Raw genomic sequence first — 21,064 nt, 5'->3', positions numbered from 1 at the left:
TTAACCACGAAAAAATTATTCCCCGGGATTTTCCGGTAGCCATTCGGGCACAATTCCCATCTCTTGGGGCGTAGCCTGCAATTCACAATCTGCGCCAATACCCGGCACCCACGCCAGCTTCTCGCCGCAGAAAATTAATGGTATGGAACATCGCTGCCAGGGTGGAATAGCGGCCTCCTGCATCAGGTTCTTCAAACTGCGTCGCGGCCGCTTACAATCGGGTGTAAAGTGTTCACCGCCCTCTCGTACCCGGATGCACACCGTTTCCTGCCTTAATTTGAACGCGCTCAGCCCCCTGCCCTGTATCGATACAAAACGTAGCGAGCCACCCAGTTCCGCAAGCTGCATGCACTGTTCCCCTTGCCATGTATGCTGAAAATGTCTGGGTGGCGGTTTTTGCACAGGCAGGATATACATACGGTCCTTAAAATATCGAATTTCGGCATTGTCGATCACTACCCGCAATTGTGTGTCTTTTTTGGCGCAACGCAGCTGGTTCAGTATCTCGTCAAGCTTGACCGTTGCCGGCAGTTGGATATTATGTCTGTGTAACATAAACCGTATCAGATTTCTGGCGCGCGGCAGATTGAGTTCACGCAGTGCAGGGACATATAGATTGTCGCCATTCAGGCAGCTTTTTGCATCCATTGCTGCCAGTTCGTCGAGCAATAGGGCCGCCTCGGCCATATGCCGGCTGGATCGCAGCAGCGTCTTCGAATAAGCCGGAAAACGCCTGCGCAAGACCGGCAATAACTCATGGCGAAGAAAGTTTCGGTTAAAATTCCGGTCATCATTGCTTTCGTCATGAATCCAGTTCAGTCCATGCCGGCGCGCATAGCTAACAATATCAGCGCGAGGCACGTTTAGAAGCGGCCTTAAAATTGTTGGCGCCGTATGTTCAGCCTGCTTGCGCATGACAGGCATGGCGCTCAATCCCCTGACACCCGCGCCGCGTAGCAGTTGCAACAGCAGTGTTTCCACCTGATCGTCCCGATGCTGCGCCAATACCAGATAGTCTCCATTCAATTGACTGAAAATGCGATATCTTTTTTCTCTCGCAACAGCTTCAAGACTCATTCCCCGGGGTTTCTCAACTTTCAGGTACGCAACCAAAACAGGAATATCGTATCCATAGCATTGACGACAACAAAAATGACTCCAGGCTTTACTCTGTGAGCTGATTCCATGATTCACGTGCACTGCAGATAATTCAAACGGCATGCGCCTGGATACTATCGATAACACATCAAGCAGTACGATTGAATCGACACCGCCGCTCAGACCGACAGTCAGGCGATCTCCCGGCTTGGTGGTTGCCCGTAATACTGTTTCGACATCGTCTACCAGATAATCTGTATTATTCGACTTTTTCCTCCTTGAACGAACCATACATCATCAATCGTTCCAGACGCTTCTCAATAAGCGCATCACCAGAATAACCCTGCAGCTTTCTGAGTGAATCCTGTATCACAGATTTTACAGATTGCATCATAGCGGGATAGTTGCGGTGTGCACCGCCAACCGGTTCGACAACAATACTGTCAATTAAATGCGCTGCTTTAAGCCGCTCGGCAGTGATGCCCATTATTTCTGCCGCCTCTGGCGCTTTATCCGCGCTTTTCCAGAGTATCGACGCACATCCTTCAGGTGATATGACTGAGTAAGTGGCGTATTGCAGCATATGTACCATGTCACCGACGGCGATCGCCAGTGCACCACCCGAACCGCCTTCACCAATGACGATGCACACTATAGGCACGTTGAGTTCAGCCATCACATACAGGTTTTTTCCGATCGCCTCGGATTGCCCGCGTTCTTCAGCATCTATACCAGGATATGCACCCGGGGTATCAATAAAGGTAATCAGGGGTATGGAAAATTTCTCGGCCAAACGCATTAATCGCAATGCCTTACGGTATCCTTCCGGTTTTGGCATACCGAAATTTCGATGAATCTTCTCTCGCGTATCCCGCCCTTTCTGATGGCCAATCACCATTACTGCATGACCATTAAAACGTGCCAGCCCACCAACAATGGCATGGTCGTCAGCGAAGTTACGGTCGCCGTGCAACTCCTCAAAGTCTGAAAAAATATGTTCAATATAATCAAGTGTATAAGGCCGCTGCGGGTGTCTTGCAACTTGCGAAATCTGCCATGGCGTCAGTTTCGCGTAAACACTTTTGGTCAAAGCTTCACTTTTTGTCTTCAGTCGCTCAATTTCTGCTGAAATATCCAGCGCGGAATCCTCCTGGGCGAATCGCAGTTCTTCAATTTTTGATTCAAACTCTGCAATACTCTGCTCAAAATCCAGAAAAGTGATTTTCATGTAAGCATAAAAAAAAGTTTTAAAACGTGATGATACAGGATTTAGCTTTGAATCTGCAGGCATCAATGCATTTTGAGCTGTTATTATCACTTTTCAACAACCCTGCCGTGTTTTTCCAGCGGTAAAAAACTCAAATCATTTTTATGTGTCAAACAGCAGTAACTTAATTTATTTTCAAAGCATAATGCACGGTTGCTGCGTTCAATGAGCAAAATAAAAAAGAAGTTAAATAAATAAAACCTGGCACTGCTCGCGGTGTGTACTGCACGAATAATTTCGCGTAGTTTACCCGGCAAATTTCAGCGCAAGAAGATACGGAGGAAACATGAAAAGAAGAACTTTCCTGATCGGTGCAGGCGTGACGGCATTGTCACCATTGGCTGTTTTTTACCCTTCAAGACAGGCACAGGCAATAACGCCTGCGACAGTCCAACGTTTGAAGAAACCGCATACAGCGTGGCGCGATATGATTTCACCGGAAGCTTATAAGATATTGTTCGAGGAACATACCGAACCACCCGGCAGCAGCGCACTTAATGACGAATACCGCGAAGGCACATATATTTGTGCAGCTTGCTATTTGCCTTTATTTGAAAGTCAGTATAAATACGACAGCGGTACCGGATGGCCGAGCTTCACACAACCAATTGCTGGACATACCGGCACCAAAAAGGATTACAAACTTATCATTCCACGCACTGAATATCACTGCGCACGATGTGGCGGGCATCAGGGGCATGTATTTAATGATGGCCCCAAACCACGTGGCGAACGCTGGTGCAACAACGGATTGGCGTTGAAATTTATTGTTCACACGGAATCGCTTCCGCCATTGAGGGGATAAGGACAGATGGTACGATCAAACAGATACCATATCATCAGCAGCACCGCTTTTTTCATGCTGGCGATCATAGCGGTTCTGGCAACCGCATGTCAGCAGTCCGGCAACGGTACTCTGCAAAAGTCCATTGCACGTTCAATACCTGAAGAAAACCTGGGCATCGCTATTTTTGCCGGCGGTTGTTTCTGGTGCACCGAATCGGACTTTGATAAAGTACCTGGCGTCATCTCCACAACATCCGGATTTATTGGCGGCACGGTTGCCAATCCGACCTACAAGCAGGTCGTAGTCGGCAACACCGGACACATCGAAGCAGTCAGGATTGAATACGATATGACCATCACCACTTACGCAGCGCTGCTGGAAGCTTTCTGGCCCACGATTGATCCAGTGTTTAAAGGCGGCCAGTTCTGCGATATCGGTCCGCAATACCGCAGCGCTATTTTTTATCTAAGTCCAGAACAACAGGCATTGGCCGAAGCTTCCAAGGCAGCTCTGGAAGCCAGTGGACGTTTTGAACAGCCCATTGCAACTGAAATTTTACCGGCCACTCAATTTTATTCTGCCGAAGAATACCATCAGGATTACTATTTGAAGAATCCGCTGCGCTATACATTCTACCGCAGCAATTGCGGACGCGACGACCGCCTGCAACAGCTTTGGGGAGATGAACATTAATCCTGCCACGTCCTATATTTCCCTGGGCAACCTGACACCCGATGCATTTTTGCAGCAACATTGGCAGAAAAAACCACTGTTTGTTCGTAATGCTTTACCGGGGTTTCAGGGATTGTTGTCCCGCAAGGAGCTGTTTCAGCTGGCCGCCAATGACGAGGCACAATCACGCCTGGTGATTCAAAAGGATAGGCAATGGCTGTTAAAGCACGGTCCCTTGAGAAAACGAGATCTTCCGGGTTCAACTGAAAACACCTGGTCATTGCTGGTGCAGGACGTCAATCATTTTTTACCATCGGCTAATCGTTTACTATTGAAATTCGGATTTATTCCGTATTCACGACTGGACGACCTGATGGTAAGCTACGCGCCCGCAGGTGGTGGTATCGGGCCTCATTATGACTCCTATGATGTTTTTCTGTTGCAGGGTCCCGGGCGCCGACGCTGGGAGATAGCTGCTAATTATGACAATCAGCTCGTTGCAGATGCTCCGATAAAAATTCTTCAACAATTTAATGCTGAACAGTCATGGGTGCTGGAACCGGGCGACATGTTATACCTGCCACCGAACTATGCTCATCATGGTGTTGCAGTGGATGCCTGCATGACCTATTCCATCGGTTTCCGGGCACCCAGCCATCAGGAATTGATTCATCAGTTTCTGATTTATCTACAGGATCATTTGCATACCGAAGGCTGGTATAACGACCCCGATTTAAAGTGTCAGAGCAGGCCTTGGGAAATCCATCCTGATCTTTTGCAGCAGACCGGTCAGATTCTAAACAAAATCGAATGGCAGGCGGCGGACGTGGAAAAATTTCTCGGTATCTACCTGACGGAACCCAAAGCGCATGTTTTTTTTGACAGACCCAAGGACCCTTTACCATTTGAAGTATTTAATACCGCTATCCACACAAGAAAATTCCAGCTTAATTTAAAAAGCCGGATGCTCACCGGTCACCGCCAGATTTTTCTCAATGGCGAAAATTACCCGGTCAGTCCGGCAACAAAAAATGCACTGTGCATACTCGCCAACCGTGAAGAAATCTCGATCGACAGTCCGTTGAATGACGAATCAAGAAAAATTCTTTATCAATGGTATGTTAACGGCTTTATCGAGGTAACTTCACACTCCTGAGCACGTCATGTCTCAAAATATTTTCGCTGATCTTTTTTAAAAGGTACTGGACAGAAATTTTTGAATCTGGTATTAAGGTTATGGTCCCTCGTTATTTGAAGGACAATAGAGCTGTTTAACAAAATTAATTCGTAAAAATTCTAGAATAGGAGATTTTAAGTATGAAATACTCTTTATTTATAGCTGCGTTACTGGCAATGTTTTTAGTTGGTTGTGGTGGTGACGGGGGGAAACCAGGCCAATATCCACCAAGCCTGTATGAAGATGAAACAGGCGAAAGACTGGGCGCACCTGCCGGTCAGAAATAATTGACTGATTAACTAGCAAACGGCTCCTGCCGATTGTCAGGAGCCGTTTTATTATTCAGGATTAGCAGCTGAAACAATTCTCTTTATAACAATTCAACTCAAAACTTCTCGTAACAATCACATCATCACAGTAATCATTCAAAATTGTTTCCTTCATCTACCATTCAGCGCCAAAATACCTTTGGCAACAAATAAAATTATCCACTTTTAATGTAAGTGCGATGAATCCTTAATTAGTCGCTTATCCATCAATACATCCAAGCCACTTTCACCGTATCTGTCCGTATCTGTCCATGTAACATTTAAATGTACGATCACATACACCTTGCAAACCAGTCGTCTGCGTAAAACCGCCTTTCTTCCATCTTCCACCGGTTACTTCAAATCTCATTTTCCATTTCTCCTGTTGCCATTCCGCTCGTCTCATCACACACCATCCCCGAGTTTACGATCAGCCCGACATATTATTTGCCACTTGACTGTGCGATAATATTTGAATCTGGTAATTAACTTATAATCCCTTGATATTTAATGGACAATAGAGCTGTTTAACAAAAAAATAAATTCGTAAAAATTCCAGTACAGGAGATTTTAAGTACGAAATATGCTTTATTGATAGTTGCTTTGCTGGCAATGTTTTTAGTGGGTTGTGGCGATCCCGGGCCTGGATAATATCTCCCAGGGTTCATGGATGAACGCGGCTCAGAACCCGAGTAATGATCTTTTGCTGATAATATCGAGAAGCCGCTCTGTTTTATGGGCGGTTCCTCTCGTTAACTTATCAAACCCTGCTTCTTGTTTGGAACGACACTTCGACCAGACCAAATAAATCACAGAATGGGTAGTATCTTGTTACTAAAAGATTTATACTTATGCTAGCAGCATGACTATATCGTTTAGTTTTTCCTCACTATAAATATATTAAAAATAATAAGTAGGTTTGACTCCGAGTTGAGCAGTTGAGTTTGACACTGTTGACATTGCTTGGAGCGATGGTATAAGCTGCTTCGTTTTCGGACTTTAATTTTTATACATAAATAATAGGGAAATTCAATAATGAAACAAGCTTTTCTAGTTTTGGTATTAGCATCTTTCTTTTTAGCAGCATGTGGTGGCAGACCAGGTCAGGCGTTACCTGAACAAGAGAAAGAGAATTTTGAAAGAATTCTTCAAGAAGAAGCTGCAAAAAACAACAACGAATAAGTATAAGCAGTTTCAAAAGGACGTCATATTTATTTAATGATGTTTCCATAAAAAAACCGCCAAATGGCGGTTTTTTTTATTTTTTATCATTCCTTCTTCAGTTGCCAGTAGCGGCAATTATTTTTTATCCACACCCAACTGGCTCTGTTTGGATGGGCGGTTCACAGATATCGGAGCTATTAATCCGGTTTTAAAAAACTCATTTAAGTTGCTCGTGCAGCAGTTTGAGAATACCTCCTGCTACTGCCGAACGAACCGGCGTATTATCCTCGTTTAAAATAGTCAGCGTGCTCGTACGGGTACCGGTTTCCTTGACCATTATATGGTACCGGGCAGCTCTGGCATCTTTATCATCTTTACTCCTCCAGAACATGAGACCAGACAGTAACCCATCATCGTCTCCTTTTTTATAGCTGTCATCTTCAGGATTCACATAACGAACAAAATAAATGCCATCCACGCGATTACGATCCTCCACCGTAAACCCGATACGATCTAAAGCCAGACCGACACGCCGCCAAGAACGGTCAAACGCTTCATTGACAACCAGCACATTCCCTTTCTCCTTGTCAATATAGGCTTTTTCCTGCACGTTTCCGCCTGTGCTGGCCAATTCCATTCTGGCTCGTTCTTCTTCAACGCCAAAACGCATCATTAAACGCGCCAGCATTTCAGCCTCCAAATCCGGGTCTGCCGTACGCGGCTGCCAGATTGTCCGGTTTGCGCCACTTGTCTCCAGAATCTCATCCATACCACGATGACTGATATACACCTCTGTGGTTCCCATTTCGGTACGTTCAAGTCGCGTACGGAATTTGTCACGTTCAGCCGTTGAATAGAAACTATCAAGAAATGTGGAGAGTATGTTTCTGATAAAATCCTGGGGGATTTTTGCCCGGTTTTCCGCCCAGTCTGTTTCCATGATGCCCGCTTCCGGTATTTCCAGTTTGATGAGAAAACCCAGTTCCTGCCAGAACTCTTTCACAATGGGCCAGACTGCTTCGGGTGGCTGTGGCACAACCAGCCAGCGCTGTGTACCTGCACGCTCAATATGAACACTTTGCACCGATATCGGCAGTAGTGAAGAAGTGCCAGTACCAGGCTGAGCAATACGCTCATTACTGTATGAAGAAAATGTTGCACTGCCTGAAGCCCCTCCGGGTATGGAATAACGATCATCTGTTGAAGGCGCGATCAAATCAGGCGGGACTTCAAGTGGTGGCAATTTACTAGCAGATTTATAGTCAATCTGTTTTTGCTCCGGAAAAATAGTACACCCGGAAAATGTTATTGAAAGCACCATTACCGTTGCAACAAGATATGTGCGCCACCGTTTACCTGACATGTTACTCCTTTGGAATTTGAATCTGCGCCTGGTTCATTGCTATGCGTACTCGCTGATGATATTTTTCAGATAGCGGAGTCAAAGGCAGTCGAATACCAGCCTCCATAAGCCCCATCTGCGCAACCGCCCATTTAACCGGAATCGGATTTGCCTCTACAAACAAATCGGTATGCAGACCCATGAGTGCGTTATTCAGCGCGCGTGCTGCTTTAAGATCTCCTGTTGCAGCTGCACTGCACATGGCATGCATCTGTGCCGGTGCAACGTTGGCTGTGACGGATATCACACCGTGACCACCAAGCAGCATCAAAGCCAGCGCAGAAACATCATCACCACTCCATATCATGAAATTTTCTGGCGAATTAAGTATCAAGTCACTTCCTCGGGCCATATCACCGGTAGCATCCTTTATCCCGATAATATTCGGAATCTGCGACAGCCTCAAGCAGGTGTCATTGGCAATATCAGCTACAGTTCTTCCCGGTACATTGTAAAGAATGTGCGGAATATCGACAGCTTCAGCAATGGCCTTGAAATGCTGATACAACCCTTCCTGAGTCGGTTTATTGTAATAAGGTGCCACAGAGAGACAGGCATCAACCCCGGAATCCTTTGCGTAAACTGACAAGTCAATCGCTTCACGCGTTGAATTCGCCCCCGTCCCGGCAATAACTGGAATACGCCCGGCAGCATGATCTACTGCGGTGCGCATCAATAAATGGTGTTCTTCAAAATCGACCGTCGGAGACTCACCGGTCGTTCCAACTACAACAATACCGTCCGAACCTTGATCAATATGGAAATCAATCAGAGCCCGAAAACGCTCCAGGTCTAATTTGCCATCCTCATGCATTGGTGTAACGAGGGCAACCAAACTACCTTTAAACATGATTACTTTTCCATGTGCAAATTGTGTATTTTACCTGAACTGAACATACAAAAGTGATACCCCCGTTTAAACAGCCCCAAATCTAGCCGTTAAATTTTAGTAAATTGCATAATGCCATCCCTGTAATCAACCACTACAGTATCTTTGGCGGCAAAACGACCTTCAAGAATTTCCTTGGCCAATGGATTTTCTATCTGCGCCTGAATAGCCCGCTTGAGTGGACGGGCTCCAAAAACGGGATCAAACCCGACTTGAGACAATTCGGCAAGCGCTGCATCGCTGACTTGCAAATGCATTTCCATCGCAGTCATTCTTTTTTCCAGATATTGAAGCTGTATCCGCGCAATAGATTGAATATGTTTTTCGCTCAACGCGTGAAATACAACCACCTCATCAATACGATTGACAAACTCCGGACGGAAATGTGTTTTCACCTCCCCCATGACCGAGTTTTTGATCGTCTGATATTCCTGCCCGTGCATTTCCTGAATCATATGCGAACCCAGATTGGAGGTCATCACAACAACGGTATTTTTAAAATCAACCGTACGCCCCTGGCCATCTGTCATCCGCCCGTCATCAAGCACCTGCAGCAGGACATTAAAAACATCCGGATGCGCTTTTTCGACTTCATCCAGTAAAATTACTGCGTAAGGTTTTCTGCGCACGATTTCAGTCAGGTAGCCGCCTTCTTCATAACCCACGTATCCAGGAGGTGCGCCTATTAGTCTCGCCACAGAATGCTTTTCCATAAACTCTGACATATCCACACGAACCAGATGTTCTTCCGAGTCGAACAAAAAGCCGGCCAGTGCCTTGCACAATTCTGTTTTGCCGACACCGGTCGGGCCCAGGAACAAAAAAGAACCGTAAGGGCGGTTTGGATCGGCCAGGCCCGCGCGTGAACGGCGAATTGCATCGGCAACCAGCCGTACTGCCTCGTCCTGGCCGACAACGCGCTCATGAAGCTTCTCCTCCATCAGCAACAATTTCTCACGCTCTCCCTGCATCATTTTGGCGACCGGTATACCAGTTGCTCGCGAAACAACTTCTGCAATTTCTTCGGCGCCGACCTGGGTTCGCAGCAGTTTAGGCTTTTCTGTGTCAACTTTCTGTACAGGACTTTCCTGCGATTTCAGTTGAGATTCCAATTGAGGCAAACGCCCATACTGCAACTCGGATACTTTTTGCCAATCACCTTTGCGTGTCGCGGCTTCAATCTCCAGCTTGATTTTCTCGATTTCTTCTTTCACTTGCTGTGAACCTTGAATATGCGATTTCTCCGCTTTCCAGATTTCTTCAAGATCAGCATACTCACGTTCCTTGAGTGCAATTTCTTCTTCCAGCAATTGCAAGCGCTTTCGTGAGGCCTCGTCCTGCTCTTTCTTAATCGCTTCACGTTCAATCTTAAGTTGAATCAGACGGCGATCAAGTTTATCCATCGCTTCCGGTTTGGAGTCGATTTCCATACGAATCCGTGCAGCAGCCTCGTCAATCAAATCAATCGCTTTATCAGGCAAGAACCGATCTGTAATGTAGCGATGAGATAATTCAGCAGCTGCGACGATAGCCGGATCGGTGATGTCTACACCATGATGCACTTCGTATTTTTCCTGCAACCCCCGCAGAATTGCGATCGTCGCCTCAACATTCGGCTCTTCAACCAACACCTTCTGAAATCTTCTCTCCAGTGCGGCATCTTTTTCAATGTATTTACGATATTCATCCAGTGTCGTCGCACCCACGCAATGCAATTCACCGCGCGCCAGCGCCGGCTTGAGCATATTACCGGCATCCATCGCGCCTTCTGCTTTTCCGGCACCAACCATGGTATGCAGTTCGTCGATAAACACAATCGTGTTACCCTCATCCTGTGCCAGTTCTTTCAGCACGGATTTCAGACGTTCCTCAAATTCACCTCGATATTTTGCCCCGGCAAGCAACGCAGCCATATCTAGAGACAAAACACGCTTGCTCTTCAGATTCTCAGGCACTTCACCATTGACGATACGCTGGGCCAGACCTTCAACAATAGCAGTTTTGCCAACACCGGGCTCACCGATCAAAACGGGATTGTTTTTGGTTCGCCGCTGTAAAACCTGAATAGCACGTCGAATTTCATCGTCACGCCCAATAACCGGGTCAAGCTTCCCTTGACGCGCGCGCTCGGTCAGATCCAGCGTATATTTCTTCAAGGCTTCACGGCTGCTTTCTGCTTCTGCACTGTCAACCTGCTCGCCACCGCGGACAGCAGCTACCGCTTGCTCCAATGCTTCATAGGTAGCACCAAATTCCTTTAGCAGCGCAGCTGTTTCACTCTTGTCTTTCAACAATGCAAGCAGAAACATCTCTGAAGCAATAAACTGATCTCCCCTTTTCTGCGCTTCCCTGTCCGCTATATTAAGCAGATTGGCGAGATTTCGTGACAGGTTGACTTCTCCACCCGTTCCTTCAACCTTTGGCAACCGTTGAATGTCGCGCTTTACGGCCTCACGCAACGGGGCAACATTGGCGCCACTCCGCTGCAATAACGACACAGTCGCGCCATCTTCCTGTTGTAATAAGGCGAGCAATAAGTGGCCGGGTTCAATATAGGCATGATCCTGCCCGACAGCGATACTTTGCGCATCGGCCAAAGCCTGCTGAAATTTCGTGGTTAATTTGTCAAAACGCATTCATTTCTCCTAAAAGGTCACTGATCACTACGTGGGGGAGTCGATTCAAAATTTCAAGCTGACTGTCATGTTAATTTACCACTGGTCAGTGCGGATCGAATGCAATACTGAATGTTGCAACTTCAGTGTCTGTGAATCTTTCTAGTACCAATCAAATGCAGCGAATCTTCCTTGCTCTGGTTATACCTATGCCATTTGCGCACCAGGGCCATGATGATCGACATGAACAAACCAAATAACACAATGACCACATAGATATGTACCTCATAATAAATCAGCAGCGCATACAGTGACAGCATCATGAGTATGCTCAGATTTTCATTGAAATTCTGTACTGCGATTGAATGGCCCGCACCCATTAGAATGTAGCCCCGGTGCTGTAACAAAGCATTCATGGGAACTACAAAAAAACCGGCCATACCGCCAATTACGATCAAAAATATTACCGCCAGCCAAAAGTTATGTACTAAAACCATCAGCATTACCACGAGGCCGGTAGCAAATCCGAGTGGAATAACAGACAAAGATTGCTTGAGCGAAACTGTGCGTGCTGCCATTACAGCGCCTATCGCAATACCGAGTGCAACAATACCTTGTAATTGAGCTGCTTTGCTCAGCGAATAATCAAGCGCCGTTTCAGCCCATTTTATTACAATAAACTGTAGCGTTGCTCCTGCACCCCAAAATAACGTCGTTACCGCCAGAGAGATCTGTCCAAGCTTATCCACCCATAGTAATTTCACACAATGAGAAAATTCATGAATCAGATACAGCGGGTTTTTCTGGGGCATACGATGATCAATACCGGTATTGGGAATAAACAAATTAAAAACCGCGGCAATCACGTAAATTGCAGCCACTACGAAAATACTCATTTCCGTATCGGAATGTATAAAAGGAAGCTGAAAAGCCAGCAGCATCTGGGATACAACGGGCGTGATTAGAATTCCACCCAACATGGTCCCCAGCACTATTGAAGCAACTGTCAATCCTTCGATCCAGCCATTAGCAACCACCAGTTTTTCGGGGGGCAACAGTTCTGTCAATATGCCGTATTTTGCAGGTGAATAGGCTGCTGCACCCAATCCGACAACGGCGTATGCAGCCAGGGCAGAAAACTGATGCATGGCAAAGAACAAGAGAGTACAGCCTAATACCTTGATGGTATTGCTGATAAACATTACCCTCCCTTTTGGCATTGAGTCAGCGAATGCGCCCACGAAAGGAGCAAGAATCACGTAAAACAGCACAAAAACGAATTTGAGTAGCGGTGTCAGAAAAGCCGGTGCATGCAATTCAATCAGTAATGCTATGGCCACAACCAGCAGTGCATTGTCAGCAAGAGAAGAGAAAAACTGCGCAGCCATAATGGTGTAAAAACCGCGATTCAAACGTCCCACCTCTCAGAATGTTATTGTTTTTTTTGATACGCAATAGTTAGTCAGTAATGGGGTTATACCATGAAACAATAGCAAGAAATACACCACGTCCCCTCAAAATTGAAAAATGTTCTCAATCGGCCGCAAATATAATAAGGAAAGTAGATTTATCTGATAAAAGCAGGTACGAAAACAAGCCAATTTACATTATCATAGTAGGCTTTTGTGTCACGGTCATTGCAAATAAATTCTCATCAATCAACGACCATGCGACATTTATACATTAGTCTCTATATAAATACCGCGACAAGCCAGGGTCAGTATTTTCGCATTGATTGACGTAAATCCATCGTAATAGACATACTTTTTTCTCCAGCTAGCATACCCGATGCAACGTCCCATTAAAGCTTATATCGATCTACCCGCATTAACACACAACCTATTGATAACGCGTCACTATGCACCCAACGCAAAAATTATGGCCATCATCAAAGCCAATGCTTACGGGCACGGATTATTGCATACAGCCCACGCGTTAAGGAACGCGGACGGTTTTGGATTGCTCGAACTGGAAGCTGCAATTTGTCTGCGCGAGGCTGGTTTTCGACACCCTATTTTATTGCTGGAGGGGTTTTTTTCGACGCGCGAGCTGGCATTACTGGAAAAATACAGGTTGAGCACAGTCATACACCATGATGAACAACTTGCTATGCTAACAGGCTGCAACCACCGGGAATTGGATATTTTTTTAAAAATCAATACCGGCATGAACCGTCTGGGCTTTGCATCTGAACGGTTCCCGTCAATCATCAAGCAGTTATCAGGCAATCCTGCCGTTTCTCAGATAACGCTGATGACGCATTTTGCAACCGCGGACGGCACTACTGATAACACACAGTTTCACAAACAATTACAGGTTTTTGATCAAATCACCGGATTGACCGCAATGCCCTGTACACTCGCCAATTCAGCCGCAACCATCCGTTACCCGGAAGCACACCGTGACTGGGTCCGTCCGGGACTGATGTTGTATGGTGCCTCTCCATTTGCTGCACACAGGGGAGAGGATTTCAAATTGAAGCCTGTGATGTCTCTAACCAGCAAAATCATTGCCATACAGCATTTAAAACAAGGCGACATTGTGGGCTATGGCGGCAATTTCCAGACTGACAGACCAATGCGTATTGGAATTGTTGCCTGTGGTTATGCAGATGGGTATCCACGGCATGCGCCAACAGGCACGCCAGTACTGGTTAACGATCTCAGAAGCCGTTTGATTGGTAAAGTTTCGATGGACATGCTTGCCGTTGATTTGACAGAGTTGCCCAACATATCGATCAACAGCACAGTAACACTTTGGGGAAACGGATTACCCGTTGAAGATATTGCGCGCGCAGCTGATACCATCAGCTATGAGCTGCTTTGCGCGCTGCCAACGAGGGTAGAACTGGAGATTTCGCAAGAAGAGTCTCAGAGCAGCGCTACCCGCATCTGTGTGGAATCAAAATAATTTATTCAACTTTGGCCTTGCTGCGCAACTCCTGCACATATGCAGCAAATTCGCGTTGCAATACCCGCTGCCGTATGTTTTCCTTAACTTCATTGAAAGGCGGGACATCCATCGGCCGCGTATCGATCAGTTGTATAACGTGCCAGCCGAAATTGGTATGAACAGGGTTGTCTGTGAGCTTTCCTTTTTCCAGTTTAGCCAAAGCTTCTGCAAAAGGACGGACATAAGCAGCAGCCGGACTCCAGTTCAACTCCCCACCATTAACTTTGCTACCGTCATCAATGGACTTTTCTGCTGCAATTTTGGCAAAATCACCGCCTTTTTTTAAATTTGCAATAATATCGCGGGCTTCGCTTTCATTTTCCACAAGTATATGGCGCGCCTTGTATTCCTTGTCACCCATTTGCACCTTCAACATATCATACTCGCGTTTCAGTGTGTCTTCGCCTACCGCGTTGTTCTTGATGTAGTCAGCCTGAAGCGCGCGAATCAACGCTGCCTGCCTTGCAATCTCTATTTGAGATACCACTTCAGGGTCTCTGTCCAGCCCTTTTTTGATCGCTTCCTGCGTCAGTATCTCTTCCGTTATCAAATTCTCTCTTAGCGCCTTTCTCAATTCCGGTCCGTCCTCCTGTCCCTGGGCGCCACTTGCCTTGACCATCAAATCAAGTCGCGATTGCGGAATCGCTACACCATTGACAGTAGCCATTGTCGAAGCTGACTGGGCATGAGCCGTCATGACCATGAAACCAAAAGAACCAACAATTAAATATTGCGACAATCTAGTCAAACGCATGAAATTTCCTTTCTGAAAAATTTGGATAGTATGGCGGCGGTAAGTATACGCTTCAATGTAACAAATACCAATGTAGCGGCATCATTTCGGAAAAACTTTTTTGAAGGGTTTCACCGTTACGGCCTGATAAACACCAGCAATAACGTATGGATCGGTATCTGCCCAGTCTTTCGCTGCCTGTAGCGATTCGAATTCAGCAACAATGAGGCTACCGGAAAAACCGGCCGGACCCGGATCAGCTGAATCGATTGCTGGATATGGCCCAGCCAGTAGCAATCGCCCATTCTCCTGTAACTGTTGCAACCGCTCCAAATGTGCGGCACGCGCAGTCTTCCTGCGTTCGAGACTGTCAGGCACATCCTCCGCATAAATCACATAAAACATATCAGTCCTTACTTATCCTGTTCTCGATTTTCACCAGCTTCAGCAATACCCCTTTGAGTTGTATGTAAATCAGCCTTTACAAAATCCGCGGAGCGCAGATACTTGTTTAGCAGCACAACCTGCAGTACAACAAAAAGCAACATCAATCCCATTACGCCAAACAGCTTGAATGTCACCCAGGTATCCACTGAAAAACCATATGCGACATATAGGTTAACACACCCCATGAACATGAAAAAAACAATCCAGCTTAAATTAAGTTTCTGCCATACCTGTAACGGTAGTACCAGCTGTTTTTCCAGCAATGCTTGTATAAGATTTTTGGAAAAAAATTGATTAGATACCAGCAGTATCGTTGCAAACAACCAGTAAAGTACTGATGGCTTCCACTTAATAAACGTTTCATCCTGAAATGCCAGGGTCGCACCACCAAACAGCATTATAACGATCAAATTGATCCATAACATGTTCTCAATCCGGTGGTGACGGTATCTCACCCAAGCGATTTGTATAACCGTTGCAAGCATAGCCACGCCCGTCGCGATATAGATATCATATGCCTTAAACGCTACAAAAAAAAGTATAACCGGGAATAAGTCGAAAAAAAATTTCATCGTCACACAACACTGGCGTGCAGCCCATCGGGTTATAAAAAAGCCGGTTGCGCACCACGCCCTTTCATCAGTTTAAAATCGGAGGCAACTTCGTGGCCAATTCGTTTTTCATTGCAGTCGCCTGACCCAGAAGCGCAAAACCTAGCAGACTACCGGAATTATTCTGAAATACCGCTTTCACACCTTCTCCATTCGATTCGACGCGCCATTCGCCAGCATGACCCGACTCAGGAGGTGCAACAACCGTAGGACAGGCAGGTGTTTTCACCAGAACCGGCATAGCTGGGTAAACAACTGGCGTTGGTTTCCCAGCCAATGTTGCCGCCAGTGCCCGGGCAGCATGCGTAATTGGCATCACAAAAGGGAGCACCTTGCCTTCCACCTCGGCACAATCGCCCAGCGCAAATATGTTCTTATCGCTGGTCTGCAACAATTGATTGACAACAATACCACGATTGACGAGCAATCCGGCCTTCTTTGCCAGATTAATACGCGGCGTCAGCCCGACAGAGGACAGGACAATTTCAGTTTCGATTTTCTCGCCATTCGTCAACCTCAGTTGCATCATTGTGTCGGTTTGATCCACCGATTCCACCGTCATATTGAAATGAAAATTGACGCCGACAGCTTCCAGTTTCTGTTGCAGATAAGCGCCTGCTTCAGGCGGCAGTAGCCGCCCGAGCGGCTGGGGCGAAATATCAATTACGTCGACCTGATAGCCTGTCGCAGAAAGATCATTGGCAAATTCGCAACCAATCAGTCCTGCACCAATGATAGCGACCCTCTTTTTATCTACCAGTACGTCACGAAAGTGTTTGTAATCATCAACATCATTGATTGTAAGAATTTTTGACACGCCACTTCCCTGCAACGGCAGTCTTACCTGATCCGCACCGATAGCCATCACAAGTGCGCTGTATGACAATCGTTCCCCATTTGACAATTCAACCGATTGATTGCTGGTGTCTACGGCCTCGACCCGGGTGTGTGAATAAATGGTAATGTTGAGTTGCGCCGCCATTTTCTCGGCATCACCATTGATAATCGATTCCGGTGTTTTTCCAGTGGACAGTGCATTGGACAGCATTGGCTTGGAATAAAAACCACCATGATCAGCTGTTACCATCACAACGGCTTTATCAGTCGTCAACCGCCGCAATTCCCGCGCCACCGCATAACCTGCAAGCCCGCTACCGATAATGACTATTGGCTGTGACATGACTTATATCTCCACCATCTCAAAATCAGTCTTATTCACACCGCATTCCGGACAACTCCAGCTTTCCGGAATATCTTCCCAGCGGGTACCGGCTTCTATGCCATGCGCGGGATCACCCAATAACTCGTCGTAAATAAATCCACAAATATTACATTGATATTTCTTCATCTGATATTACCATCCCGTCTGATTCGCAGGTAACAAACAAATAGCTATAGATTTTTCAACAGAAGAATTCCTGTGAGTTGGTAGCTAATGTAGTTTAAACGGGATTAAATGTATTTAAGAAAAGAGAAACGCGAATCAATTGATCTCGCAAGAAAAAAACGTATCTCAAAACAGAATGTTCCGAGTATACATTGCCATTAACGATTCACAAGTTGAGTAAAAAGGAAAAAATGCCAGAAAACATCAACCCATTTGCTTAGTCTGCTAACTCAACATCTTCGTTGTTCACCAGACTGTCTCGACGCTGCAGGTAAGCGTCGCGCACAAACTCATATTTATCCAGCGCAGCCTCTTCCAGCGTTTTATCAACATCCAGTAACTGTGCGCGTGCATCAAGCGCCATACCCATTGCTACCGGAGTCCGGATTGCAGCATCAAGGGTATTGATACTGTCAAGATAAACGATTGTGGTAACGGGGTGCGCAACCAGGCTGTCGACGCCAACGCCCACTGCATCTCTCACTGTGCTCGGGCCTAGAAAAGGAATGACGAGATATGGCCCCGTAGCAATACCATAGTGACCCATTGTTTGACCAAAATCCTCATTGCGCTTACTGATATTAAGATCGCTGGCTTCACTGATATCGCTGGCAATATCAATCGCACCAAACAGACCAAACGTGGTATTGATAACGAAACGTGTCGCACTCGCTGCAGCGCTTTCAAAATTCAGCTGCAAAATTGAGTTGGCCGTCACAACGACATCGTTTGCATTTGAAAATGCATTGCCGACAACCAGACGAATTGGCTCAGGCACAAATCTTACATAATTTCTTGCTACCGGTTCGATAACGTTGTCATCGACTATCTCGTTGAATTCAAAAACAGCCCGATTCATCGATTCTAATGGATCCTGCGGATTCTGTGTTGATGCGCAGCCAGATAGAAAAACGCCAAACGACAGCAATAAAATAATTTTAGAATTTACAAGATATTTCATAGATTGAATTTATTTTTTTGATGTTTACTTCGCATGTTGCCATATTTACATATCAGGTTCAATAAAATATCAGTCAATTTCTTTTACACTGATAAACTAATACCATCAATGTAATATCGACATGTACAGCTCATACTTCAATGTAACCGGCAGGCTGATCATCTGGACACCCGGCAACAGCCATGCCAGCACATTTGAATTTAACCGACAACGTCGAAATACAGGCTGTACGTGATTAACTTAGAATACTACTAAACACCGAACATATCAGGAGACAAGCCATGCGGCCTATTTTCAATCAGTCATGTTTATTGATGATTTTCCCACTATTGCTGCTGACAAGCTGTGCGCCGATGGTTGCTGTGGGTGTCGGAGCCGGCGCCGGAACGGGCGCCATGGTGGCGGAAGACAGAAGAACCAGCGGCATTTTCATCGAAGACGAATCAATTGAATTGAAAGGTTCAAAACGCCTGTATGAACAGTTTGACAATCAGGCTCATATCAACATCACCAGCTTCAACCGAATCGTTCTGCTCACCGGCGAGGTACCAACAGAAACCATGAAAGAGGAAGCCAGCAGGCTGATCAGAAGTATAGAAAACGTCCGCAATGTCATCAACGAAATCACCATTGGCGAAAAAAGCTCGCTGGGTTCACGCAGCAACGATACATTTATCACATCAAAAGTTAAAAGTCGTTTTCTTGCATCCGGAAAATTTCAAATCAACCATATCAAAATCATTACCGAAAAAGGCGTTGTATTTTTACTCGGCGTTGTTAAACGGGCAGAAGCGGACAACGCTACAGAAATCGCGCGCTCGACATCGGGTGTTGTCAAAGTTGTCAAAGTGTTCGAGTATCTTGACTAAACGCAAACATCCGCATCATTTTCAATTGTCGATCATGAAATTATTTATTTTATTGCATTGAATACCATTCTCTATGCTACCCGCTGAACTGGTATCCGCCTTAAACAATCTGTTACCGTCAGATCGGTTATACACCGATCCCGTAGAATGCTACACCTACGCCTACGACAACAGCCGCAAAATATTTCCTCCACATGCTGTCGCATTTCCACTGACCACCGATGAAGTTCAAGCAATTGTAATGTTATGCAATCAACACAAAATGCCTCTGGTTCCGCGTGGACGCGGCACCGGCACATCCGGCGGCAGTCTGCCCGAACAGGGCGGTATAGCCCTGTCACTTGAGCGCATGCTCAACATCCTGTCTGTCGATGCAGCCAACCGCGTTATCGTTGCTGAGCCCGGCGTACTAAACCAGACAGTTCAGGATGCTGTCAGACTTCACGGTTTTTTCTGGCCACCCGACCCCTCCAGCGCAACATATTCTAGTATTGGCGGCAATATCGCTACCGGTGCAGGCGGGCCACATGCAGTAAAATATGGTACGACACGCGATCATGTTTTGGGCCTGAAAGCCGTAACTGGCGCAGGTGAAATCATTAAAACTGGTTGTTATACAACCAAGGGAGTTGTCGGATATGATTTGACACGCCTGTTGATAGGCTCTGAAGGTACACTGGCCGTCATCACGGAAGCAACACTAAAGCTTACCGCACTGCCAACCATGATTGCAGGTATAACCGCGTATTTCAGTAATTCAGCCAGTTGCGCTGTTGCGATCAAACAAATTATGGCATTACCGCAACTACCCAGCGCACTTGAATTTCTCGACGCCGGCTCGTTGAATCTGATCCGAAATCACCATCCCAGGATGCTGCCAAACGACGCTAGTGCCATGCTGATGATCGAAGCAGACGGTACAGAGAATGAAATCAGCACAACAGTTTCTTCCATCCTGAACGCCTGCAAAACAGACGGATTAATTGCGGCCAACCAGGCCGAAAACATTGCGGCACTCTGGAAAGCGCGCAAAGCTCTGTCGCCGCTGTTGCGCGAAATTGCTCCCAAAAAAATCAATGAGGATGTCGTGGTTCCGGTGAGTTCTTTACCCGATTTCCTCAATTCGCTCGAACAGCTGAGCAGGCAGTATCAACTTGCCAACGTCAATTTTGGTCATGCCGGCAACGGTAATATTCATGTCAATCTGCTGATTGATCCGGATAACACAGAAGAAGCTGCCCGTGCTGAGGCGTGTTTGGACAGGATTTTCGATCTGGTCATTCGACTGAACGGCACTTTATCGGGCGAACATGGCATCGGCAGCGAAAAAAGGGCATTTATTCACAAGGAAATCGATCAGCCAACGCTTTCACTTATGAAAAACATAAAATTGCTGTTTGATCCTAACAATATCCTGAATCCCGGAAAACTCTTTCCATAATGGCACGCGTACTGTGCTTTCAGTTAATAACAGAAAAACACTCATTTGTGCAACGGAATCGTTGTCATGGGCCTTTCTATATGGATATGATTTCAGATCTCATTATGTTCAGCCCATTTTCCGCACGCAGCTCGTTAGATTGTTTACCTGTCATGCACTGAATGATTAGTGCAGAATAACAAGCTAACCTGAATATTGCATGAATGGTTGAGGCAATTCCCCTTAAATCTTTTATAATTCAGTTACCTAGTCTGTATAAAAGAGAGGAATTGCCAGTGACAGAT

At 46.1% G+C, this 21,064-nt stretch carries 21 protein-coding genes; 8 read left to right on the top strand and 13 right to left on the bottom strand.

Translation table 11 applies throughout. The features are described from left to right. Nucleotides 1-15: 15 nt before the first annotated feature. Together tilS and BMY62_RS12165 are read right to left on the bottom strand one after the other, a co-directional pair. On the bottom strand, nt 16-1,389 hold the full coding sequence (gene tilS, locus BMY62_RS12170) for a tRNA lysidine(34) synthetase TilS (RefSeq protein WP_090660329.1): 1,374 nt from the start codon (nt 1,387-1,389) through the stop codon (nt 16-18). Continuing rightward, nucleotides 1,358-2,326 (bottom strand): acetyl-CoA carboxylase carboxyltransferase subunit alpha, encoded by a 969-nt coding sequence (locus BMY62_RS12165; protein ID WP_090660390.1) that lies wholly within the window; start codon nt 2,324-2,326, stop codon nt 1,358-1,360. Before BMY62_RS12165 ends, tilS begins: the two co-directional genes overlap by 32 nt. A gap of 325 nt (nt 2,327-2,651) precedes the next feature. Here BMY62_RS12165 and msrB point away from each other — a divergent pair, with 325 nt between their 5' ends. The 4 genes from msrB to BMY62_RS16220 all read left to right on the top strand — a co-directional run bounded on the left by msrB (nt 2,652) and on the right by BMY62_RS16220 (nt 5,288). Further along, nucleotides 2,652-3,170, top strand: a complete 519-nt coding sequence (msrB, locus tag BMY62_RS12155; RefSeq protein WP_090660323.1) for a peptide-methionine (R)-S-oxide reductase MsrB — start codon at nt 2,652-2,654, stop codon at nt 3,168-3,170. Nucleotides 3,171-3,176: 6 nt separating this feature from the next. Next, nucleotides 3,177-3,845 carry a peptide-methionine (S)-S-oxide reductase MsrA gene (gene msrA / locus BMY62_RS12150; RefSeq protein WP_256207595.1) on the top strand — a complete coding sequence of 223 codons (669 nt, stop codon included), beginning with the start codon at nt 3,177-3,179 and terminating at the stop codon, nt 3,843-3,845. Continuing rightward, entirely contained in the window at nt 3,835-4,980 is a 1,146-nt protein-coding gene (locus BMY62_RS12145) for a cupin domain-containing protein (RefSeq protein ID WP_090660321.1), read from the top strand. The genes msrA and BMY62_RS12145 overlap by 11 nt, the downstream gene beginning before the upstream one ends. A gap of 161 nt (nt 4,981-5,141) precedes the next feature. Further along, entirely contained in the window at nt 5,142-5,288 is a 147-nt protein-coding gene (locus tag BMY62_RS16220) for a hypothetical protein (RefSeq protein ID WP_177170380.1), read from the top strand. 268 nt (nt 5,289-5,556) lie between these two features. Here the strand turns inward: BMY62_RS16220 and BMY62_RS16550 are convergent, their stop codons facing one another. Continuing rightward, nucleotides 5,557-5,679: a hypothetical protein gene (locus BMY62_RS16550; protein ID WP_256207594.1), complete on the bottom strand. Its 123-nt coding sequence runs from the start codon at nt 5,677-5,679 to the stop codon at nt 5,557-5,559. 665 nt (nt 5,680-6,344) lie between these two features. Here BMY62_RS16550 and BMY62_RS16215 point away from each other — a divergent pair. Further along, a complete protein-coding gene (locus tag BMY62_RS16215; RefSeq protein WP_177167616.1) occupies nt 6,345-6,491 on the top strand; it encodes a hypothetical protein in 147 nt (48 codons plus the stop codon). A 199-nt stretch (nt 6,492-6,690) separates the two neighbouring features. On the opposite strand, the gene bamC is transcribed toward BMY62_RS16215, so the two are convergent. From bamC to lplT, 4 genes are all read right to left on the bottom strand, one after another. Further along, nucleotides 6,691-7,836, bottom strand: coding sequence for an outer membrane protein assembly factor BamC (gene bamC, locus BMY62_RS12140; protein ID WP_090660318.1), 1,146 nt, complete (start codon nt 7,834-7,836; stop codon nt 6,691-6,693). Between the two features lies 1 nt (nt 7,837). Then, nucleotides 7,838-8,725, bottom strand: a complete 888-nt coding sequence (gene dapA, locus BMY62_RS12135) for a 4-hydroxy-tetrahydrodipicolinate synthase (RefSeq protein ID WP_090660316.1) — start codon at nt 8,723-8,725, stop codon at nt 7,838-7,840. A gap of 89 nt (nt 8,726-8,814) precedes the next feature. After that, the gene (gene clpB / locus BMY62_RS12130) at nt 8,815-11,400 is read right to left on the bottom strand and encodes an ATP-dependent chaperone ClpB (protein WP_090660312.1); all 2,586 of its coding nucleotides are present in this window, start codon (nt 11,398-11,400) and stop codon (nt 8,815-8,817) included. Between the two features lie 122 nt (nt 11,401-11,522). After that, complete coding sequence (lplT, locus tag BMY62_RS12125) at nt 11,523-12,791, bottom strand: lysophospholipid transporter LplT (RefSeq protein ID WP_090660309.1); 1,269 nt, start codon at nt 12,789-12,791, stop codon at nt 11,523-11,525. Nucleotides 12,792-13,167: 376 nt separating this feature from the next. On the opposite strand from lplT, the gene alr reads away from it, so the two are divergent. Next, nucleotides 13,168-14,289 (top strand): alanine racemase, encoded by a 1,122-nt coding sequence (gene alr, locus BMY62_RS12120; RefSeq protein ID WP_090660306.1) that lies wholly within the window; start codon nt 13,168-13,170, stop codon nt 14,287-14,289. Between the two features lies 1 nt (nt 14,290). Here alr and BMY62_RS12115 read toward each other — a convergent pair whose 3' ends face one another. The 6 genes from BMY62_RS12115 to BMY62_RS12090 all read right to left on the bottom strand — a co-directional run bounded on the left by BMY62_RS12115 (nt 14,291) and on the right by BMY62_RS12090 (nt 18,470). Then, complete coding sequence (locus BMY62_RS12115; protein WP_090660303.1) at nt 14,291-15,085, bottom strand: peptidyl-prolyl cis-trans isomerase; 795 nt, start codon at nt 15,083-15,085, stop codon at nt 14,291-14,293. An 81-nt stretch (nt 15,086-15,166) separates the two neighbouring features. After that, on the bottom strand, nt 15,167-15,469 hold the full coding sequence (locus tag BMY62_RS12110) for a YciI family protein (protein WP_090660300.1): 303 nt from the start codon (nt 15,467-15,469) through the stop codon (nt 15,167-15,169). 8 nt (nt 15,470-15,477) lie between these two features. Then, nucleotides 15,478-16,083: a septation protein A gene (locus tag BMY62_RS12105; RefSeq protein WP_090660297.1), complete on the bottom strand. Its 606-nt coding sequence runs from the start codon at nt 16,081-16,083 to the stop codon at nt 15,478-15,480. Between the two features lie 67 nt (nt 16,084-16,150). Beyond that, complete coding sequence (locus BMY62_RS12100) at nt 16,151-17,302, bottom strand: NAD(P)/FAD-dependent oxidoreductase (protein ID WP_090660294.1); 1,152 nt, start codon at nt 17,300-17,302, stop codon at nt 16,151-16,153. A gap of 3 nt (nt 17,303-17,305) precedes the next feature. Further along, a complete protein-coding gene (locus BMY62_RS12095) occupies nt 17,306-17,470 on the bottom strand; it encodes a rubredoxin (protein WP_090660291.1) in 165 nt (54 codons plus the stop codon). A 256-nt stretch (nt 17,471-17,726) separates the two neighbouring features. Further along, nucleotides 17,727-18,470: an MlaA family lipoprotein gene (locus BMY62_RS12090; protein ID WP_090660288.1), complete on the bottom strand. Its 744-nt coding sequence runs from the start codon at nt 18,468-18,470 to the stop codon at nt 17,727-17,729. A gap of 281 nt (nt 18,471-18,751) precedes the next feature. On the opposite strand from BMY62_RS12090, the gene BMY62_RS12085 reads away from it, so the two are divergent. After that, entirely contained in the window at nt 18,752-19,339 is a 588-nt protein-coding gene (locus tag BMY62_RS12085; protein WP_090660285.1) for a BON domain-containing protein, read from the top strand. 73 nt (nt 19,340-19,412) lie between these two features. Continuing rightward, a complete protein-coding gene (locus BMY62_RS12080; RefSeq protein ID WP_090660282.1) occupies nt 19,413-20,780 on the top strand; it encodes an FAD-binding oxidoreductase in 1,368 nt (455 codons plus the stop codon). Nucleotides 20,781-21,064 lie beyond the last annotated feature (284 nt).

Source organism: Nitrosomonas marina, assembly GCF_900111605.1.
In the GTDB taxonomy this organism is placed as follows: domain Bacteria; phylum Pseudomonadota; class Gammaproteobacteria; order Burkholderiales; family Nitrosomonadaceae; genus Nitrosomonas; species Nitrosomonas marina_A.
Note: the sequence above shows the minus strand (reverse complement) of the source record. Positions and strands in the feature narration are given on the sequence as shown.